This window comes from Neolewinella persica DSM 23188, from assembly GCF_000373105.1.
Taxonomy (GTDB): domain Bacteria; phylum Bacteroidota; class Bacteroidia; order Chitinophagales; family Saprospiraceae; genus Neolewinella; species Neolewinella persica.
Map to the genome: position 1 here is coordinate 1 of NZ_KB890426.1, position 20,279 is coordinate 20,279.

The window sequence follows — 20,279 nt, forward strand, 5'->3', positions numbered from 1 at the left end:
AAACATAAGAATGATGACGAATAGGTTGAAAAAAGTCCCCACCAGTCGCTTATCAATAGCAGCATCCAAATCTACCCTTATCTGACGGGTGTAACGATCTACTTGACGAAGGAGAAATGGACCTGCTTTTCGCTTTATTGGAGTAGTTGCTTTATCTTGCAGTAACTTTAAAAACATAGGCCTTTTGAGTTTTTCTTGAAGTGTGAGAACTCCTCGAAAATACACAAAAGGCCTAATTTTTTGTCATCGCCAAAATTCGGGATGACTCATGTTTGTGAAAACGGTTGGATAGCTCCCTGGCGGGCTGTTATTACACTATACTAGCGAACCACAAAACGCTGAGAATCCAGTGCCTTGCCAACCTCGTCGCGTAGCACGACGATCATAACGCCGGTAGGTAGGGAGGTGGGGGAGAGGCGATACTCCCTTGCGCCTTTCGGAAGCTGGGTTTGGAAGACTATACGACCGCTGAGGTCCATGATACCGAGGCTGGCGGGGACGTGCTCCCCGAAGTGAACGGTGACGGGCTCGTTGTGATCAGCGGGGTTGGGGTACACGCTGGTGGTTAGCGGCGAGGTGGTGTACCCGGAGTGGTCTTGTGGGGCGGCGCGCTTACTAATGTCATCACCTTTGAAGCAGTTGGGCTCGAATTCCATTTCCACTTCGCAGCGGTAAGGGGAATAGAAGCTGACGGTAACGGGTACGACCTCGCCCGGTTCACTAAAGAGCAGGTAGGGGTTGTCATCGTAGGAACCACCATCCGAGTACCAGTCAAATCCGGCGAATACAACGGGGTTGCCGGCCTGGTCCACGATGGTGACCTCGCCGTAGAAATAGTCTTCTTCGCAGGACTTGTCGTCGTATTCGAAGGAGAGAATCGGGCAATCTCCGGCACAGTTCACGGCAATGGTTCGTTCCAGGGTACACTTCTCGCCGTTGGCCAGCTCAGTGGTGGCGATGACGGTTACGGTAGTCGGTCCTTCGTAGTGGCGGGAAATGTAGCTGCGTTGCACACCGGTGATGGCGGGCTCGCCGCCAATGAACCATTCAATTTCCCAAACGTCGACGTCCAGCCGGTCACCATTGCTGTCGTATGCAGTGGCGACAAATACGTCCTCGCCACAGCCACATATGGTACAGCGACTCCTTAGCGTGAGGTCGCAGGTAAGGTCGGGCGTTTCGTCGCATTTTTCGTTTACCGTGATGGTGACGAGGTCTTCTTTTTCGCAGTTCGGGTCGCCGGGGAAGGCGTAGCGGAAGGTGTACGACTGGCCGGCTATCAGGCCGGTGACTACGGGATTACGGATGGTAGCGTCGGAAATCGTGACACCGGGGTACTCCTCGACGGGCTCCCAGAGGATGTTGATGTCGACGGGAAAACCGGCGGCATTGCGGGGCGTGGAGCCATTCAGCTGGATGTTGTCGTCGCAGATGATGGCGTCGGAGCCGGCGTCGATGTTGGGGATGTCGTCTACTACTATGGTGAAGGTGTCTGAGGGGTTGCAGGTAACAAACTCATTAATTACGTCATCAAAACCTCTGGTTCGATACTCAAATACTATCTCATAAGTTCCAATCTGGCTTAGCTGCAAAATTCCCTCCTGATCGCCAGTATCTCCGATTGTAACTCCAGTGTATCCTACAGGGTGACTTAAAATTTGAAACCCTCTTTGTCTATTTGGCGGTAAGTTCCTTGAAAGGGGATAAACACTGCCCACTCCACAGTTAATATTCACCCTGTCGTCAATTGTTCCAATAGGGAAGGGAACTCGTATTCCTACAAACTGCACGGCGGGCGGACAATCAGGCCTAAGTTCATCGTAGATCAGTACTCTGTAGGTAATGCCTGTGTTTTCAGGGTCCGGAGTACCAATAGTTGTTAGGTTTACCGTGGCCTGAGCGCCGTCAAAAGTTAATTCCTGATGCAGCCACTCGGGTACCCTAAAAATGCTCCATTCATATCTTGCATCCGTGTATTCCCTTGCTGTTAACTGCACGGTGGACAGATCGGTAAGGCTACCACAAAATCTCCGCACAATTGTTTGACTACTGGAAGGTATTCTTGAGCAAGAATCTATATCCGGGCAAGTGACATCAATTGAGGACGAAACGGTGCCACAAATATTTGTAAAAGAAAGCTCAAACGTATAGTCTCCGGCAGGGGCGGAAAAATTATAAACAAACTGATCTAGATTTATCTGAGAATAAACTACATCACCAGCAGTGACACCTACCGGAGTTGAAGTCGCGGTGATAGAATATTCAGAGCATCCCGTATTAGCGTCAAGCAACCAAAGTCTTCCGGATATCGTATTCGTTTCACAACTAACATTTAGCGCTCGTGCGTTAGGAGGGCTGACGGGGCCAACTACTTCAAGCCTTCCCGATTGAAAAGCCCGACAAGAACTTCCTCCGAAAATTGTATATTCAAAGTTTAGTGCGCACCCTGAACCAGGGTTTCGGGTAATTAAAAAACCGCCAGGTACCTCCTCTATAGAAGAAACACTAGATGGGGGAGAAAATACCAGTAGGTCCGTCACCCCCTCCGGCAACTCCCCACTCCGCGCTAAAAACACGGTGTTGCTGCATTCCGGCGTTTCCGGTATGATCAGTTTGATGTCAGGTAGTTCGACGACAGTGACGGAGGTTTCGCTGCAGGAAGTCGACCCATCAGTACAGGAAACGGTGAGGGAGAAAGTGTACGTGCCGGGTGGGTAGGTGCCATTGGCGGCGGAGACGGCGGTGACCAGGGAGTTTGGGTCGTTGATGGTGAGGCCAACGGGATTACCGGGTGCGGCTTCCCAAACGGCGTTGAGGGATTGGGCGAAATCTTCGCTGTTTTCGCCGCGCAGCACCAGTGCGCCATCGGAGCAGATGACCTGGTCCTGGCCAGCGTTGACGATGCAACCGCCTTCGGTGCAGTTCGCACGCGTCGGGAGGTCTCTAGTGCCGTCCCTTTGGGCGGTGAGGGAGATCGAAAAAAGAAAAAATAGTAGGGTAAATAAGCGCATATCAATAGGGTTTGTCACCGTCATTCATTTAACGGGTTCTAATGATATAAGTAACGGGATGCGCAAGCGTGACCAGGGCAGGATGACTTTCTTCGCGTGGGTATAGGACGCTTTGACGCGTCAGGCTTCCGGCGCGTCCAACGCTCCTGAGTCGTTAAGCTATGGCACATTGACACGTTGGCTGCCGATTAACCCCTAATTGGCAAGAAGCCATCCTGCTGGGCAAAGCGTAGCGGATGCATCCCCGATCTGTAGGGGACAAATACGGATGCACGTCCGTCAGGAACCCAAAATTGCTGGCCCATACTTTGCCCCAAAAACTTCCTTTGCACCTGCGGCCGCGCCCAAAACATTAGGGCGCGGCCGCAGGTGCAAAAAATCGGAAATGAGAGAAGGAACCCTACTCCCCGGTCCCAATCCCCCGACCAGGCGTCCAGGGCGCCCGAGCCCCATCCAATACCTTATCAATGGCCGGAATATCCTCCGAAATGATCCCCCGCAGGGCAGCCATCACCGGACCAAGCTCCTCCTCCGCAACAGCCTTAACCATGACCGAAGTTTTCGTCGGGTCAGAGAGGGAAGACATGCCCGTATAAATGGCCGTGTTGATGCGGTTGGAGAGGGAAGGCGCCTGGTCCATCTCCAGTTGGCGCTTGATGGGGTCACCGTAGAGTTGGATCCGGATGGCCTTGAGCTTATCCTCCAGCGCATCGACTTGTTTGTTTAGGGTGGGGCGATCTACCAAACGCAGGGCGGCGCGGTAGTAGGTTAGTCGCTCGTCCAGTTCGTTGTAGGTGCTGCGTATGGCATTGGACTTTTTGGACAGGTCGGTCAGCTCGCGGTGGTAGGCCAGCATGGCAGCCGGGTCGGTAGCCGGCAGGGTCCGTCGCTTCAGGTCTTTGACTTTAAAGGAGACGGGGCCAGCTAATTTGGTGATCGCGCCATCAATGCTTTTAGCCAGTTCCACGGTGTAGTCGCCGGGGAGGACCATGATGCCGGAAGAGAGGTTACTCGTCGGATCGTCTTTGCCTTTATTGACGTTGTCGATGTCCGGGTACTTCAGGTCCCAGTTAACGCGGTTGATGCCTTTTTTAGGACTGGACCGGACTTCATCAACGATCTCCCCGTTCGCATCTCGAACGGTGAAAACCATGAAGGCGGCCGCCTGCTCCGCTTCGGCAGACAGCTGATCATAAGTGGGATAAAAAACGTCTTCGCCCTCTTTACGCCGCTCTTTTTCGGCTTCTTCCCGGGTTTCCTCCTGAGATTTGTAGCCCTCCTTAAGGAAATAGGTGAAGGCCGCGCCGAACTCGGGGTTGTCCCCCAGATAGTAGGTTTCCCCCTGGAAGCCCTTGGGCCCAAGCCAGGAGATCGTATTACTCGCCGCAATCGGGCTGTAGGGCAGGTACTGGAAAGCATCCCGGACGCTGAACAGGTGCGCTTCTTCTTCAAGTACTTCCGGCGTCAGCTCGCGCAGGGCGGAATAATCGTCCATGATGTAAAACCCACGGCCAAAGGTGGCCAGCACCAGGTCGTTCTCCCTTTCCTGGATGTTGATGTCCCGAACCGCTACGGTTGGTAATCCACTACTGAGTTTACGCCAGTATTTGCCGCCATCGACGGTGGCGAAGCAGCTGAATTCTGTGCCCACGAACAGCAGATCGGCCACTTTCGGGTCCTCGGCAATGGCGTAGACGGAGCCAAGCTCGGGTAAGTTAGCGGCAATAGACTTCCACTTGTTACCCTGGTTCGTACTCTTGAGCAGATAGGGTTTAAAATCGCCGTTTTTATGGTTGTTAAAGGCGACGTAAACGACGTCCTCGTCGTGGGCGGAAGCGATAATTTCGTTCACGTAGGTCGTATCCGGCACACCCGGAAACTTGTCGTACCGGGTCCAGTTCTGGCCACCGTCGGTGGAGACGTGGACGAGCCCGTCGTCCGTGCCGGCATACAGGAGGTTTTCGTTGAGCGGAGATTCTGCCAGGGCCACGATGTTGCCATAGGGTGTGGTTGACGCGTTCTTGGCTACCGCATCCATCGGCCAGACCTTACCCATTACCTTGAGTTTATTGCGGTCAATGCCACGGGTCAGGTCACCACTGGCCTCGCGCCAGCTTTGGCCACGATCGTCCGAGCGGTGCACGCGGTCAGAGGCGTAGTAGACGCGCTTGGGGTCGTGTTGACTCACCAGTAGGGGAGAGTCCCAGTTCCAGTTGTAGGAGTAGTCTCCCTTGGGGGGCTGGGGGACAATGTTGGTCGTTTCCCCCGTAGCACGGTCGAATCGGCTCAGGTTACCGTACTGCGATTGGCTGTAGACGATGTTCGGATTAGTAGGGTCTACGTGCGGCTCAAACCCATCGCCCAGGGTCGTAACGAACCAATTGCGGTTGGTGATGCCAGTCGGCTCGGTGGTTCTGCTCGGACCGCCGAAGCTGAAGTTGTCTTGGGTGCCACCGTAGACGTTGTAGAATGGGTAGTCGTTATCGACGGCTACCTTATAGAACTGTGCCACCGGCAGGTTCGGGAAGAAGCGCCAGGTTTGACCCCGGTCCCAGGACTCGTAAACGCCACCATCGTTACCATTCAGTAAGTAATCAGGGTTCTTTGGGTTGATCCACAGCGCGTGGTTATCGATGTGCTTATTTTTCTCACCAACGTTATCGAAGTTCTTTCCGCCGTCGGAACTGACGGCCGCGAAGGTGTTCATGATGTAAACGCGATCTACTTCCACCGGATCAGCGATCACCTCCTGGTAGTAGTTTCCGCTGGAGCTGTATTTGCTCCTTTTCTCCCAGCTTTCACCCCGGTCAGTAGAACGGTAAAATCCCCCCTTATCCTCCTGGGCTTCGACGACGGCGTACACTACGTCCGGGTTGACCGGCGAAACGTCCAGACCAATCCGCCCAATGTCGCCCCCGGGCATGCCCTTCATGACCTTGCGGAAGTTTTCTCCTCCGTCGGTAGATTTATAGACGGCCGATTCCGGACCGCCGCTGATGTAGGTAAATACGTGCCGACGGCGTTGGTGGGCCACGGCGTAGACCAAGTCCGGATCACGCGGGTCAAGATGTACCTCGTGGATGCCGGTATGGATGCTGATGTCCAGGATCTTCTCCCAGTTTTCACCGCCATCGGTAGTTTTATAGAGGCCACGATCTCCGCCGGCACTCCACAGGGGACCGGTGGCGGCAACATACACCACATCGCTGTTGCGGGGGTCCACGGCGATCATCCCGATGTGTTCGGAATTTTTCAGGCCCATGTGCTTCCAGCTTTTACCGCCGTCGACACTTTTGTAGACGCCGTCGCCATAAGCCACGCTGCGCTGATTGTTGTTCTCTCCCGTACCCACCCAAACGACGTTGTGGTTATTCGGGTCCATCTCCACCACACCGATGGAGTAAGATCCCTGGCTGTCGAAAACGGGCTTGAATTCGAGCCCCTTATTCGTGGTTTTCCAGACACCGCCGGCTGCCGTGGCGACGTAGAATTCGCTCGGGTTATCCGGGTTAACGGCAAAGTCGGCAATCCTCCCCGACGTAAAGGCCGGGCCGATGGACCGGAAGGAAAGGCTGTTCCAGGACGCTTCGTAGCGGGCATCCTTGTCTTCGTCCTTTTTGTCCTCCTGGGCCGACAGGCTAACGGAGAGTATGAGTAGCAGAAAAATGGTGGTGGTACGTAGCACTTGAGTGGTTTTTTGGTTTGGATCGAAATATACAGGGAAATAGGCAAACCTCACCTCCATTGCTCCTCATCGTTTGGATAACAAATTGCAGGATTTGAACCATTTCCACCCGGACGCCCGCGGGACCCTTAGCCCTTTTAACTGCTGCGCAGTTTCCGGACTGAGGACGCCATGGGGGGCACGACTCGCCTAGTGTTGCGTCAAGTTTGATTTTGTGCACAAGGTGCTGGTAGATTTTTTCAGTTGGTAAGGCGCTCAAACCGGAGCTAAGTGAGGATTTGAGCAACGCAGCCAGTTGGGAGAAGATGCCGCAGATTGTGCCAATTTTAAACTTGACGCAGCACTAGGACCCCGTAGCGTCAGCCAAGCCCTTAAGCAAAGCGAAAGGGTTTGGTTGACCAGCGGGCATCCGTACGTATGAGGCAATAATGTGCGACTGTCGATGGACCACTTCTGCCTGAGCAGAAAGTACAGATGAAACTGAACTGCTGGTATTGGCGTAAGTCGATAATAGATTAGCCCGCAAGCGCAGCTGCACGCCGGAAACAGCTGGCTCTGCACCAGGTAGCTAAAGACCTGCCCTAACTACCCGTAAATCAAGGTATTTAAGCCTTAAAGTGTGCCTGCATCAACTCTGATTAGCGAAAAGTGATTTTGAATTTTTCAAGGTTTTGGTAAAAACCTATCCTCCTTTGCTCTCCGGTTAAACTCTGGAGGAAAAATTGCCGTAACCTAAACTCAACGCTAGCCTTTTGAAACCCCCTCTCCTAAAACTTACTATCCACCGGTGGCGGCCCCGCCGGCACCATTGGCTTATATTCATAGTCGCCAATGTCTTCCTTGAATTCAGCCTTGATGCTTTCCCGCAGCTTGGCGTCGGTAAACAAGTCGATCATCGTCATTGCCATTGCCTCGGCGCTGTAGCGCATGCCCTTGTGGCCGATGCTCATACCGCCGCAGGCGACGACAGCCCAGCTATGCCAGGGCGTACCGCTCGGAGCGGTGGTGGCGCGCAGGCGGATGACGGGCACGACGTAGCTCACGTCACCCACGTCCGTGGAACCACCGGCGGCGACGGAGAGGGTTTCCTCCAGCGGTTCAATCTTACTTTCAATACCGATCTCTGGCTTGTTGACCGCTGCTTGAATCTGGCGGGCGAAGGCCTGCTCTTCTTCCGTGTAGCTGATCGGGCCCATCGCTTCGAGGTTGCGTTGCAGTACCTCGGCACCGGTCCGGTTGACGAGCACTTCGTGTATACCGGAAATCAGCGTCAGTTCATAGTCCACATTGGCCATCATGGCCGCACCCTCGGCAATGCGTTGAATTTGTTTATACACCACCTGCACGCCTTCGTTGTTGCCGTCGCGTACGCGGGTCCAGATGCGTGAGTAATCGGGTACAACGTTGACGACTTCACCGGCCTGCTGGATGTCGTAATGGATGCGGACGCTGGGCTTGACGTGCTCGCGGTAGTAGTTGATGCCAGCGGCGTAGAGCTCCAGCGCGTCGGAGGCATCGCGGCCGTTCCAGGGGTCGGAGGCGGCGTGGGCCGCCTGACCACGGAACTCGACAACAAAGTCGACCAGCGCGAGGCCCGTTTGTACGCCCACTTTGGTTTGGGCGGAGGGGTGCCAGTCCATCACCACGTCTACGTCGTCGAAAGCGCCAGCACGGACCATCCATAGCTTCCCGAAGTACTTCTCTTCGGCGGGCGTGCCGTAGAAACGGATGGTACCTTTTAGTTTCCCCGCTTCGATCATCTCTTTAATTGCAGTGGCAGCTCCTAAACTAGCGGTGCCGAACAGGTTGTGGCCGCAGCCATGTCCGGCTCCGCCTTCGTTGCGCGGCTGCTTACGGGGAACGGTTTCCTGGCTAAGCCCGGGGAGCGCATCGAACTCCCCGAGGATGCCGATCACAGGTTTTCCGGAGCCGAATTCGGCGGTAAACGCCGTGGGGATCTCGCCGATGTTTTCCTCAATCCGGAAGCCGTTGGCGCGGGCATAAGCTTTTAGCGCCTCGGCAGATTGCGCCTCCTGAAAGGCGATTTCTTCGTAAGACCAGATGCGGTCGCTCAGGTCGGTCAACTGCTCGTACTGGGCGGCAACGCCGGCGCGTACCTCAGCTTTGAGCTTGCTTTGGGCGCGCACGCAGGTGCAGAGAAAAGTTAATAGTAGCAGGGTAGGAAGGAGGCGGGTAATCATGAAGCGTTGGTTTGGAGGGAGTAATTTAGGAATTTATCTTCGTAGCGCCAATGAGATTTTAGGGCAAAACGATAACCGGACGAGGCTTGTCGCCCTCAGGGAGTAGCGGTGGTTGCAGCCGCTGCCCGGGTCTTCAGCAGGCGGCAAAAGCTACCGCTACTGGTCCCCCTTCTTTGCTCCTGCGCCCGCGCCCAGGAAAGCTTCCCGGTGGATACTATTGACCCCATATTTCCGAAAGGATTGCGGGTGGACAGCGATAATGTTACCGTTCCGGTTTAGGTAGAGCGCATCTTATCAGGTGGACGAAGGCACGCAGCCCGTAGCGGTTGGTAACGTAGCCCTTCCGCCTAAGCCACGAAGCAATCGGCTCCGCTTACCCACTGAATAAACCCCGTGCGTAATGGGAGCGTGGGCAATTACCCTGGCTTTCTGAAAACAAATCAGGCCCTGGCCCGTCTCGTTTTTACAACCATATAAAATAGTATGCCCACTCGCCTTTTGATTCTTCTATTTTTTTTACCGGTCTTCACCGGCTGCGGCGCCCAACAAAATAACTCCGTGCAGGCGGAAGGTGACCCTTATACTTATCAATCACCTTCCCGTAACGGTACTGGCAAGTATTATCTGGGCCGGGAAATCAGTTACGTAATGGGCCACCTGGCGGCCAGTTGGTTGGAGCGTCCGGAGCGCGAACGCGAGGAAAACGTCAGTCAGGCCATTGAAAACATGGGGATTCAACCCGACGAGCACATAGCAGATATCGGGGCCGGCTCCGGATACTATACGTTCAGGATGGCGCAGCAAGCACCCAAAGGCAAAGTCTATGCCGTGGACCTGCAGCCGGAAATGTTGTCCATCATGCGCAGCAAGATTTCGGAAGAGGGCATCGAGAATGTAGAACTCGTTCAGGGCAGCGAAACCAGTCCCCAGTTGGCCGAGAACTCGGTCGACCTGGTCATCATGGTAGATGTTTACCACGAATTATCCCATCCTCGGGAGATAATGCAGGAGATTGTCAGGGCACTAAAACCGGATGGTCGCTTCGTCTTGCTGGAGTACCGGATGGAAGACCCCCAGGTACCGATAAAGCTGTTGCACAAAATGTCGGAAAAACAGGCCGTGCTGGAGATGAAATCGGTTGGGTTGCGGTTGCGGGAAAACATCGCTAATCTACCCTGGCAGCATTGTATGGTTTTTGTGAAGCCGTGAAGGTCGAAAGTGGGTTCCATGGATACTGACATTAGTCCCGCAGAGCTACTCTCCGGGCAATTATCAGTTTCCGATGAATGGGAGCAAAGGTAGTTCGGGAAAAGCAGTACTGATGGTTGAAGGTTTTCAGTACTGGTCCTCCACGAAGGTCGGAAACAAATGTTTTCCTTACATCCGATGAACTTTCTGCGGCTGCGCCAGCAGAAAGATGCATTGGATGAAAAAATGCTACGGACGCTTTGATTTGATAATCAATTAGCCTGATTGTCACTCCACAGGAATGGCCTTACTGGCCTTTTCCTGCTCCTCGGGAATGTCCGTAATTTTCAACCGGAGTAAGCCGTTTTCATACTTCGCCCGAATTTCTTCCTTGCCCAGCCCGGGGGGGAGGGACAACTGGCGCTCCAGGGACTCCGTATGTAATTCCCGCACCAGGTACTCTCCTTCCTGACTGCTTTCTTCCTTTTTGCTGGCGCGGATGGTTAGGATATCGTCCGCAACGCTCACTTCGATTTGGTCGCGGCTAAAGCCGGGAAGTCCAATCTCCAGGGTAAACCCCTTCTCCGTCTTTTTTACGTTCATTGGAGCTGTTTCCTCTTCGTGGACCAAATCGAAGAAGGACCTACCCATAAAAAAGTTACGGCGGGCGGGAGAAGAAAGCATACCACGGCGCCGATCTTCGCGGTAAGTCTGTATATCGGGATGAAACCTCATGATTAGAATGGATTTAGTTAGACCACTAAATTATGCCTCGCTATCTGCGGGTTGGATGATACCGATCAAAGGATTGGATGATTTTACGCATTTACCCGAAACACGAAAGGTAGCCGGGCGTACTGTCTGCTGCAGCTTCGCTTCGCTACCCTAAGTTTGCACCTGTTTCCGCCTCCACGGGATATTTCCGTAGAACTACCACGTCCTATTCTTCTACCTCCACCACCACCTTCCCCACCGTCTTCCCTCCCTGAAAAGTCCGCACTGCTGCGGGCAATTCTGCAAAAGGAAAGCGATGGCCAATATGCGGTCGCCCAACGTCAAGCGCCGTAAGTTCCTGCAGGATATTGTGCATCAGCTCCGCACGTTCGTACAGCCAGATGAGGTTGAAGCCCATTAAGGATTTATTGATCTCCGGTAGGTTCTGTGGGTCAATCTTAGGTCTGGTCAGGTACTGCCACAGCAGCCGTGGATAGTTGGGGCGGTTACCCACGGAGCCATAGCGCGCTGCGCCGTAAACGATGCTCCGCCCCATCGGCGCCAGGGCTTCGAAACCGACGGAGAAAATCTTCCCACCGATGCACTCCATGATCATGTGGAGCTCCCGCTCCCCGAGCGCGCGCTGTAAGTCCGTCTTGAAGGTACGCTTGTTGCGAACGATCCAGTTGTCGTAGCCTTCTCGTTGCAGGTAGGGCACCTTATCGGCATGGCCAACGGTGCCAATGGTGTAGGCGCCCAATTGGCGGGCGATCCGGCCCGCAAAAGTGCCCACTCCGCCCGCAGCGGAGTGGATCAGCACCGTCTGCCCGGCCTGCAACTGCCCCAGGTTCACCAGGCCGTAGTAAGCCGTCAGTACCTGCACGAGGTAGGCTGCGCCTTCGGCCATGGACCAACCTTCCGGTAGGGGCAGCACGTAGCGCCGGTCGATGTTCAGGGCGGTGGTGTAGGCGCCGAAGCGGGTGACGCCCATCACGGCATCGCCTACCGCGATGTCCTCCACGTCCTCCCCAATTGCCGTCACGTAGCCGGCATACTCCAGCCCCGGGGTGAAGGTTCCTTCCGGCGTCGCGCTGTACAAGCCCCAGATGGCAAAGACGTCGGCAAAGTTGAGGCCGATGGCTTTTACTGCGATGGATACTTCGCCCGGAGCGGGCGGCGGTAATGGTCGGTCTACAAGTTTGAAGTTGGCTAGGGAGCCGGCGGTGAGTTCGTAGGTCATGAGGGGGAAGGTACGGGATCTATATCGGGCGTTAGCTGGTCGTCGGTTGGGCCTATTGGGCCTACTTGCAAGGCTGACCTTACACTGCCAACCTACCTTCCCACTGCACCTGCGTCCGCGCCTAATGATGAGCGTCTGCTTTTGCTACTTCCAACCACCGCGCGATTGGTAATCTCTCCCTACACACCGTCCTTAAAACTAAACCAGGTATACTTCCCTCTATAACTAAAGTTACTATTGTGTTCAAATATATTCCCCGAAATTGCATGAAAAGATCGGCGCCTTAAACATTGGTGCCGCCTAATTCACAACACACAACACTGGCCTTCTCCTAAGGGCCACGACAAGGTAACTACGGCCTGATTTATTATTTCTTCGAGATACATCGAACGTGCTTTTCCGCAAGGATACAAAGCCGTCCAGTATCCTTATTAATCACTGCTATGCGAATACCCAAAATGTTGCTCTTCGGGTTTTATTTCTTTTGTACGGGTGCCTCTGTGGTCGCCCAATCGCTGGATATTGACCTGTTCCATCACTGCCTGTACTCCGTGGAAAATTTCAACGACCGCTTGTATTCCTTTGGCGAAGAACCAAGGGTGAAAGCGATGGTGGCTGAAATCTGCGCCGTCACCGGCGTGGAACAAGATTTCGAGGTGGTGAGTGCCACCGTGCCGACGGTTGGTGCTGTGCGAGACAGCACCAAAAATTATCTGCTCTATAGTCCGCTTTATGCGCAAAGGTTGCTGGACGAGAACCCGCGTCTGCTTTACGTGGCCCTGGCCCATGAAGTGGGGCATTTTGCCCGGAATCATCGTCTGGACGGGAAATTCCGGTTGAAAGAAGAAACCGCCGCCGACGAGTTCATGGGGCGTGCCTTGTTCCACTTGCCTGCCTTTACGAGCCTCCCCTTCAGCCTGGAGCTGATGGGACTGGAAAGCTTTGCATATGACAGCCTGTATGCGCCGAGGAAGCGAGCAGAATTTGTTTCGGCTGGTTGGCTGGCGGAGGAAGGTTTGGTAAGGTCCAACGCCAACCTTGGTTACCTGGACAGTAAGGAGAACCAGGATGCCCTGCCCATCCCCGCCTTTAAATTACACGGTTGTCCCCGGCCGTTTCATTTTCCGCAGGAAGTAATTGCCAGTTGTGAGACCCTGGCGGATGTAGATGAGTTGTTGCAGGTCGCCCTACAACAACTGGGCTATGACCGACATGGCTATTTCCACGTGCCAAACGGCTTCGCCATCCTGACGCCGATTGAACAAATCAATGCGGATGGGCAGGCCCTGAAAGGGGAGGACCGCTGGGAGGATTACCCCGCCGGCACCGACTATCAAGGAATCCTTGATTACCTATCGAAATTGCTTCGGCCCCGCGAGGGGTATTTCCGACTGTTTGTTTTCGTGGTGTCGGACCAAAACGTCCCCAGGGAATCGGAGAAAATGGATTCGGGCAAGGCTAAGGACTGGCTTCGCTCCGGAGGGGACAGGCTACCGGTGCAAATTGGCAAAGACACCGTTTCTTCTCAGCATAAGGCATCGGTCTTCATCTATGAGTTTACGGCTTCGAAGGCGGTTCAGCGCATCCGGGAATACTGTGAAAACAGGCTTCCGGTCATAGATCATCTTACGAAATCAGGCTTGGAGCAGGCCCTGAGTCGGCGAAAACGTTAAGTGGGATGTGGACCTTAATCAGCATAACCAAACGCCGGTGTTTACGGATATGGCTCGGTTTCTTCGCCGTTTTGTTTGCCGTAACGCTGGTCCAAACCATAACGGGAGCCGTGGAGGGCATGACGGCGCTTGCCTGGTCATGGTTGCTCCTCTCCACGCTGCCCGGCCTGGTTATTTTGGTGGTGGCTACTATGCGGGACCGGCAGTCTGCCCGGATCATCCCACGGTTCAATCATCGAACGTTGGTATGGTCCACCGCCGCCTATTTATTCCTGGTGTTGCTTACTCTTCTTGCCGAGGGCTGGGCGACCCGGGAGGCACGCAGCATGGTCGCGTATCGCTACCAATCCTTTTTGTGGCTGCTGCCTCTGGAAGGGCTTCTGCTAGCCGGATATGCCCTATCCCTGTGGAGCAAAAATGCCAACTTTCTTTCCCGGCAGCACGAGATCGGAGAAGTTGCCGGAAAGGAAGCAGAACGGTGGGCGGAACGGCATAATCCCTTCCGGGAAAAAGCTTTTGAGCGAATTGAAAAAGGGGATGTTGGAACGGCCATCGACCTCACCGTCGAGCACATCAAAGAAAGTGACGTTGGTGATCTGAACGAAGCCATTCTCCTTCAATCCCGCTACCAGGAGCACCAAAAGAGCATACGTATGAACATCATTTCCCACGAGGAGGCAGGTATCGAAAGAAATAAAATAACCCTGGCTTTGATGGAACTGATCAGACGGGCTTAAGCCCGAATTGAAAAAGAAGAAGATTAATAATCTCCTTCCTGGAAGAACACGGAGTACTCAGGGCAGACCTGACTGAATACGATACCCATTATCTATAAATAAAATACAGAAATAATGTTTTTTAAATCAAGCATTCTAACCATAATTATTGCAGTTCTTTCTTCGTCTCTGACGGGCCAAATTCGGTTAGACCTAAAAGAAGGTTGTAACTACACACATGGCGTTAATAACATGTCTGATTTTTATGGGTATGCTCCCTCTGAAGATGCACAGCAAATTGTAAAAAAAATACTGGATATAGTTAACATTTCTCATAAGAGATTTCAGGTAATTGCCGGTAATGTAAATAGTGCAATGGCGACAAAGGAAGGAGAAGTTAATTATATCATTTATAATGAACTTTTTATCAACAAATTCCGGCAGGATGTTAATCAGGAATATGCCATTTATAGCATCCTCGCTCATGAACTTGGCCACCTTATTCAAGGACACGACTTAGGAGAAAAAGATCCTGATAGAAGAGCGAGATACGAACTTGAAGCGGATGAGTTTTCTGGCACAATACTCCGTAGCTTATGTTCTACACAAGAGCAGGCATTATTTGCCATCAGAAATCTGAATTCAACAATTAAGGATCCGCTTTATCCCCCGCTTTCTGCCCGGGAGCAAATGATCGCTACTAGTTGGCGTCAACGGAATCAGGACATTCTTAAGGGGAAATTGGTAGATCCCTGCGGTGAAACCATTGTTCTCAAGTTTGGGGACAAACTGAAAAGCAGTGGTAATCTTATCAATAATGCCAGAGGACGTATCATGGGAGACGTTATGGTAATTACCTATGATATGGATAATTTACCTGGTGAAAACAGGTACAAGACCATGATGGCTACCCCTCGTTTGGACGACTTGTCTCCCCGAAGCATCGAGTGGCAATCAGATCCGAACCAACCGGGAAAAGAGAAAAGGGCTATTTGGCACTTTGCGAGGGACGGTTATTCCAAAGCACAAGCTAATCAATCCGCCAGGCTCGGGCTTGCTTCCTTCAAGGAAAACCGGGTGCCAAAGGCCCGTGCGGTTTGGGAGTATACGCCTGGTGCTGCCCTCCTTGCCCTCGGAGGCTTATCCTTCAGTCGCGCAGGTAAACTAAAAAGAGAATCTGTAGAACTGTACGATAACACCTATGCCGAATTTCGGAACGAAACTGCCGACATTTACCAGGGCAGTAACCCTAGCCGGGATGAAGTATACGCTGCTGCGAATGACATACATCGTCAGGCGCAGACCGCCCGGTTCTTCGGTGCCTTAGGCACGGCAGTAGGCGCCGCCTATCTATTTGACCGATACCTCAAAGACAAACGTGGTCGCATTGCCAACCTCCATTTCGGAGAAAACGGAATAGGTGGCCGGTTGACCATCGGTAATTAGAATCAATCGCTCAGATAACAATCCAACAACCATGAAACATCATTTATATACCGTTCTGGTGGGGCTGTCGCTATTGATCAGTGGAGCTTTTGCCTGTTCTGACCTGGAGGTGCTGGCACCTTGTAGCCAGGTGACTGCGATAATCTTTGACGACTGCAATTTACCCTGTGAACGGACCTTTAGGTTGGCAAATGTAGAAAACCTGGATAATGCCCGCTTTAGCTGGACGTTGTCTGGTGAGTCTATTGTAACTGAAAATTTTAATACCTCAGAATTCACTTACGCCTTCGATTCAGGCGGCGATTATGACGTTGTGGTCAACGTCAGCTTTGATTTTTCCGGTTGTGATCAAACCCTGGATGAATCCTTTAACATAAACGGTGAGCTGCCTGACGCAAGCATCGGTGCCAGCCGTATGGAATGCATCGTGGGGGATTGCACGATCAAATTGTGGCAGGAAAACCTAAGTCGAACTGCTACAAGTTGGACTTGGTCCATTCCAAACGACTCCAATGAATACGCCGACGAGGATACGGTGATGGTTGCCTTAAATGATGCTCCCAACGAATACCTGATCGGTCTGACTGCCACAAATATCAATGGGACCGTCACCACCGAAAAAACGATCACGGTAAAGCCTCATACGTTTGTTCTGCTTGGAGACCAGGAGGGGATGGAGGATTTAGACAACATTTTATGCCTGAGAGAAAACTCTGATGGTAGCTTCAGTGCAATCGGTAATAATGAGGCGAGTACCCATTCTTTTAAGGTGAGCCGGGCTGGTATCTATGATGTTAACTCCTTTGATGCACACAATGTGCCCAGGGGCTATGATCAACCCATTGGGCGAAACTGTAAAATCATTAATGGCAGTCCAATCGTAATTGGGGATGTTTCCTTTAGTAGCACTAACTCCGACTTTTACCTGGCTTCCTTTGGACAGGACTTTAGCCTGGGCCTGGATAAAACCTTTCGCGTAGGAACCAACGGTACCGAATTTGGTTCTGGCATTACAGCCGGCTTAGACGGAGGCTTTATTGTATGCGGCAGTACCCGTAGGGAAAGCGGGAGTAATTCAGGTGTTCAGGGGATGGCCTTTGTGAGACTGAGCGAGAGTTTCATTCTGCAAGGTGAGGACTATCACTTCACCGGGAACCCTGATAACGTTGCCTTGGACATCATTACTCTCAGCGATGAATACTTAGTTACAGGTATCGTAGAGGGGCGCAGTTGCTATTTTAGGCTAAACGCAAGTTTAGACTTAGTTGCCGGTAGTTTAACTTTCCTAGGCGAAGATTTCAAATCACCATTTCTGGTGAAAACTGATAGCGAGAACTTCCTGCTAATCGGGAGAGCGGGCAGTAACACAATTATCCATGCGGTTGAAAACCTCACCCAGCAACTTCCCGAACAAACGATAAATCTTACTAATATTAAGGGTGCCAAATTTGTGAATGGGCAACTGGCTCTGGTCGGATATAGGGGGACCTTCAGCTCCCGACAGCCTGTACTGCTTGTCTTTAATGGGATAGACTTTTCCAATATCCCCTCAATTGAGGAGACATTTTTAACCACGGAGGAGGCGGGCGAATTCTTCAACGTGGCTTTAACCGACGACGGTGGCTTCCTCCTTGGGGGGTCAATCGGCAGGGGAAGTAATATCCGTACCCTAATGGTACGCACCAATTCAACCGGAAAATTATAATTCAACATGAGCTACTCACAACAAGGTCACTTTGTTTACTATATCGTATGCCTTACAGTACTATTTAACAACGTAATAGCTGCTCCTTTACGAGCCCAGGATTACATAGCTCCAATTTCCCACATCTTACCCGATGCGGCTAGCAGTAACGACTATCCGACAGTCACCTTCTCCTTGGAACTTGAAAACAGCAGCACGCTTGCGATCTCTTATGATTATCTTATCATGAAAGGTACGAATACTGTAACACCAGAGGATTTCGAGATCAACACTGGCCTTTCTGTAGACGGCGATACATTATCGGGTACGGTAAATAGCATCGCTCAGTTAAGTAACAATTCTGGGGTTTATCAAATAACAGTCTCAGCAACCCTTAGCGGTTCAAACACAATAGTAGCCTCTCGAGAATATTTTCTAAATATTAGAGACCGTGCCGGGACATGTAATACCGACAATTATAAAGTATCCCTGATTCTTGACGCTTCTGGTAGTATGAATACGAACGCCAGCCCCGGAAAATCTCGATGGATAGAATTACAAGAAACTGCGATGAGCTACGCCCCATCATTAGCGGTATGGATGAAACCCACAGATTCTTTGAAGGTCGTACATTTTCAAGGATCGCAGACAAGAAGCGTTACCACTGACATATTTGATAATATTGATTGGACCGATAGTCTCGAGATCCGTAGCACCTTGTTCGGTGATCCCGTTACTACCCCAGGTGGAGGTACACCACTTGGCAGAGGCATACAAGTTTCAGAACCATACTCAACGGTTTCAACGGACCGAAACGCAGCCATCGTTTTTACGGATGGCTACGAGAACGGTTGTCCTCTCGCCCTTCCTCATTCTTCTATTAACTGCCCAACAATTACCATGCCGAGTACCAGGTTTTACGCCATTGGCTTTGCGGGCCACAATCAGGCACTGCTCGACGGGCTGGCGAGCAGTGGTAAAGGCGGTGGCAGTAGTGCTCACACCGTTCAGTCAACTGAGCTGGACTTATTGTTTCAATCCACTATTCCCGAACTATTCCGAGGCTGCACCCCAAGAATAGTCACTTTCAAACGCGGCCGGGTTCCGGCTGGCACCCCTACGCAACTAAGCGAAACTTTTCGGGTAGACAGCCTGGTCCGTAAGCTGACCGCCCGCCTGAAATGCCGGTCGGGAAACTGCGGTTTCAGCGACGAAGCCAGCCTGAGTTTGAACGGTAACTTCATGGCCAACGCTAACTTCTGGTCTTCAAACGAAGTACGCTTTACCATCGACCTTCCGCTCATCGATAGAGAAAGTTTTAGCTCCATCGACGGTGGTGGCAGCTGGACCCTGGACTGCGCGGCCAATCGCGGCAGCGAATACGAACTCATGGTTATGGTGGACGATAAGGTCATTGCCGTTGAAACGACCGTGAACAACAACCAAGCGGTCTACGCCGGGGATCAGATTAACGTCCGCACGGAGGCTACTTATGTTGGTGCTGCCTTCAACGGATTGGAAGCTGAAGCCTTTTTGCTTAGTCCCGGCGAAGACATTGGTAACTTATTGTCCGAAATGGACAGCGAAGCGACCGAAACGTTAGAGCCCAACCCGGCACCCGGGTTTTCGCGGAGTAGTTTGCTCGCTGAAGCGAAAATCGCCGACCTTTTGGCCCGGTCGAACGTACTGGAACGGTTGCGATACCGGAGTAACCGGATACCACTTGTCCGCACTGCCGATGGGCGTTTCACCGGTTCCTTCTCCATCAGTGAAAGTGAAGTAAGCTCGCATTACCGCATCCTGGTGAAATATAAAGGCTACCAACCAGGCCTCGATAGCATCCAGGGCATGACCATCGATCATTTCCTGGTCCAATTTGGGCGGCCCCAGGAAATCGACCTCAACGAATCAGTATCTACCCAGAAAGGAGAACAAGGCACCCGTTTTACCTATAAATTTAAGCCAACAAATAAATTCAAAAACGCCATCGGACCGGGCCAGGCCCAGAACATACTATTAACTCAGGGCGGAGATCGGGTTATGCTGGAGGATCTCTTTGACGGCACCTACACCGCCAGCTTCAGCGCACCCTACGGTCATCGACCGAAGGTGGAAGTTTACGTGAACAACTTCAAGCAAAGGGTAAAGAAAAGTCGGGTAGGCCCTGCATTCGGGATAAGTGTCCACGGCGGTGTATTGCGTATGTTGGAGGCACCGGTACCTTTCGATGGCGTGAGTGACGGCACTTACTACGAGGCCGACATTACCGCTCGCCTCACCAGTAGTTTTGATTTGGAGGCGATTGTCGGCCGGAATGATTTCGGAGGTGACTTAATTATCCTGGAAGGAGGCCTGTACGCCGGCCTGACCATTAACCAACCCTTATTCGCGGGTTTCAAGCCAAGAATTCAGCTTGGTGTAAGCTATTACGAACCGGATATGCTGGACGGGCAGCTGGGGGCCGGTGCGCGCCTCGGCCTGGGGAGGTTCTTCAGTTCAAATCTGCAATTAGGCTTTGAGGGTGGAGGGTCTTACCTCCTGGATTCGGAAATTCTGTTCGTCAAAGGAGGCGCTTTCTTGAAGTATTTCTTTTAGTACGTCGGCCATTTCATGTACCGCTATGCTGAGATGTTGTTTTTTGTTAAATACGTAGCCTTCCTTTTTCTTAGGCAGATCAACATTAGCCTGAATTTTAAAGAATTATCCTTGGACTTTGGGCCT

The 20,279-nt window shown here is 52.3% G+C and carries 11 protein-coding genes; 6 read left to right on the plus strand and 5 right to left on the minus strand.

The window, feature by feature from the left end; genetic code table 11:
* Window positions 1-320: 320 nt before the first annotated feature.
* The 3 genes from B036_RS0110310 to B036_RS0110320 all read right to left on the minus strand — a co-directional run bounded on the left by B036_RS0110310 (window position 321) and on the right by B036_RS0110320 (window position 8,897).
* Entirely contained in the window at window positions 321-3,011 is a 2,691-nt protein-coding gene (locus tag B036_RS0110310; protein WP_026231859.1) for a PKD domain-containing protein, read from the minus strand.
* A 400-nt stretch (window positions 3,012-3,411) separates the two neighbouring features.
* The gene (locus tag B036_RS0110315; RefSeq protein ID WP_211217385.1) at window positions 3,412-6,696 is read right to left on the minus strand and encodes a VPS10 domain-containing protein; all 3,285 of its coding nucleotides are present in this window, start codon (window positions 6,694-6,696) and stop codon (window positions 3,412-3,414) included.
* A gap of 767 nt (window positions 6,697-7,463) precedes the next feature.
* A complete protein-coding gene (locus B036_RS0110320) occupies window positions 7,464-8,897 on the minus strand; it encodes an amidohydrolase (protein ID WP_020568634.1) in 1,434 nt (477 codons plus the stop codon).
* Window positions 8,898-9,380: 483 nt separating this feature from the next.
* On the opposite strand from B036_RS0110320, the gene B036_RS0110325 reads away from it, so the two are divergent.
* The gene (locus B036_RS0110325; protein WP_020568635.1) at window positions 9,381-10,106 is read left to right on the plus strand and encodes a class I SAM-dependent methyltransferase; all 726 of its coding nucleotides are present in this window, start codon (window positions 9,381-9,383) and stop codon (window positions 10,104-10,106) included.
* 267 nt (window positions 10,107-10,373) lie between these two features.
* On the opposite strand, the gene B036_RS0110330 is transcribed toward B036_RS0110325, so the two are convergent.
* Window positions 10,374-10,820, minus strand: coding sequence for an Hsp20/alpha crystallin family protein (locus B036_RS0110330; protein WP_026231860.1), 447 nt, complete (start codon window positions 10,818-10,820; stop codon window positions 10,374-10,376).
* 205 nt (window positions 10,821-11,025) lie between these two features.
* Window positions 11,026-12,039, minus strand: a complete 1,014-nt coding sequence (locus tag B036_RS0110335; RefSeq protein WP_020568637.1) for a zinc-binding dehydrogenase — start codon at window positions 12,037-12,039, stop codon at window positions 11,026-11,028.
* A 443-nt stretch (window positions 12,040-12,482) separates the two neighbouring features.
* Here B036_RS0110335 and B036_RS0110340 point away from each other — a divergent pair, with 443 nt between their 5' ends.
* From B036_RS0110340 to B036_RS0110360, 5 genes are all read left to right on the plus strand, one after another.
* A complete protein-coding gene (locus tag B036_RS0110340) occupies window positions 12,483-13,712 on the plus strand; it encodes a M48 family metalloprotease (RefSeq protein WP_157472117.1) in 1,230 nt (409 codons plus the stop codon).
* A gap of 5 nt (window positions 13,713-13,717) precedes the next feature.
* Window positions 13,718-14,449 (plus strand): hypothetical protein, encoded by a 732-nt coding sequence (locus tag B036_RS0110345; RefSeq protein ID WP_020568639.1) that lies wholly within the window; start codon window positions 13,718-13,720, stop codon window positions 14,447-14,449.
* Window positions 14,450-14,563: 114 nt separating this feature from the next.
* Window positions 14,564-15,874: a M48 family metalloprotease gene (locus B036_RS0110350; protein ID WP_020568640.1), complete on the plus strand. Its 1,311-nt coding sequence runs from the start codon at window positions 14,564-14,566 to the stop codon at window positions 15,872-15,874.
* Window positions 15,875-15,905: 31 nt separating this feature from the next.
* Entirely contained in the window at window positions 15,906-17,579 is a 1,674-nt protein-coding gene (locus B036_RS0110355; RefSeq protein WP_026231862.1) for a hypothetical protein, read from the plus strand.
* 6 nt (window positions 17,580-17,585) lie between these two features.
* A complete protein-coding gene (locus tag B036_RS0110360) occupies window positions 17,586-20,153 on the plus strand; it encodes a vWA domain-containing protein (RefSeq protein ID WP_157472118.1) in 2,568 nt (855 codons plus the stop codon).
* Window positions 20,154-20,279: the final 126 nt, after the last annotated feature.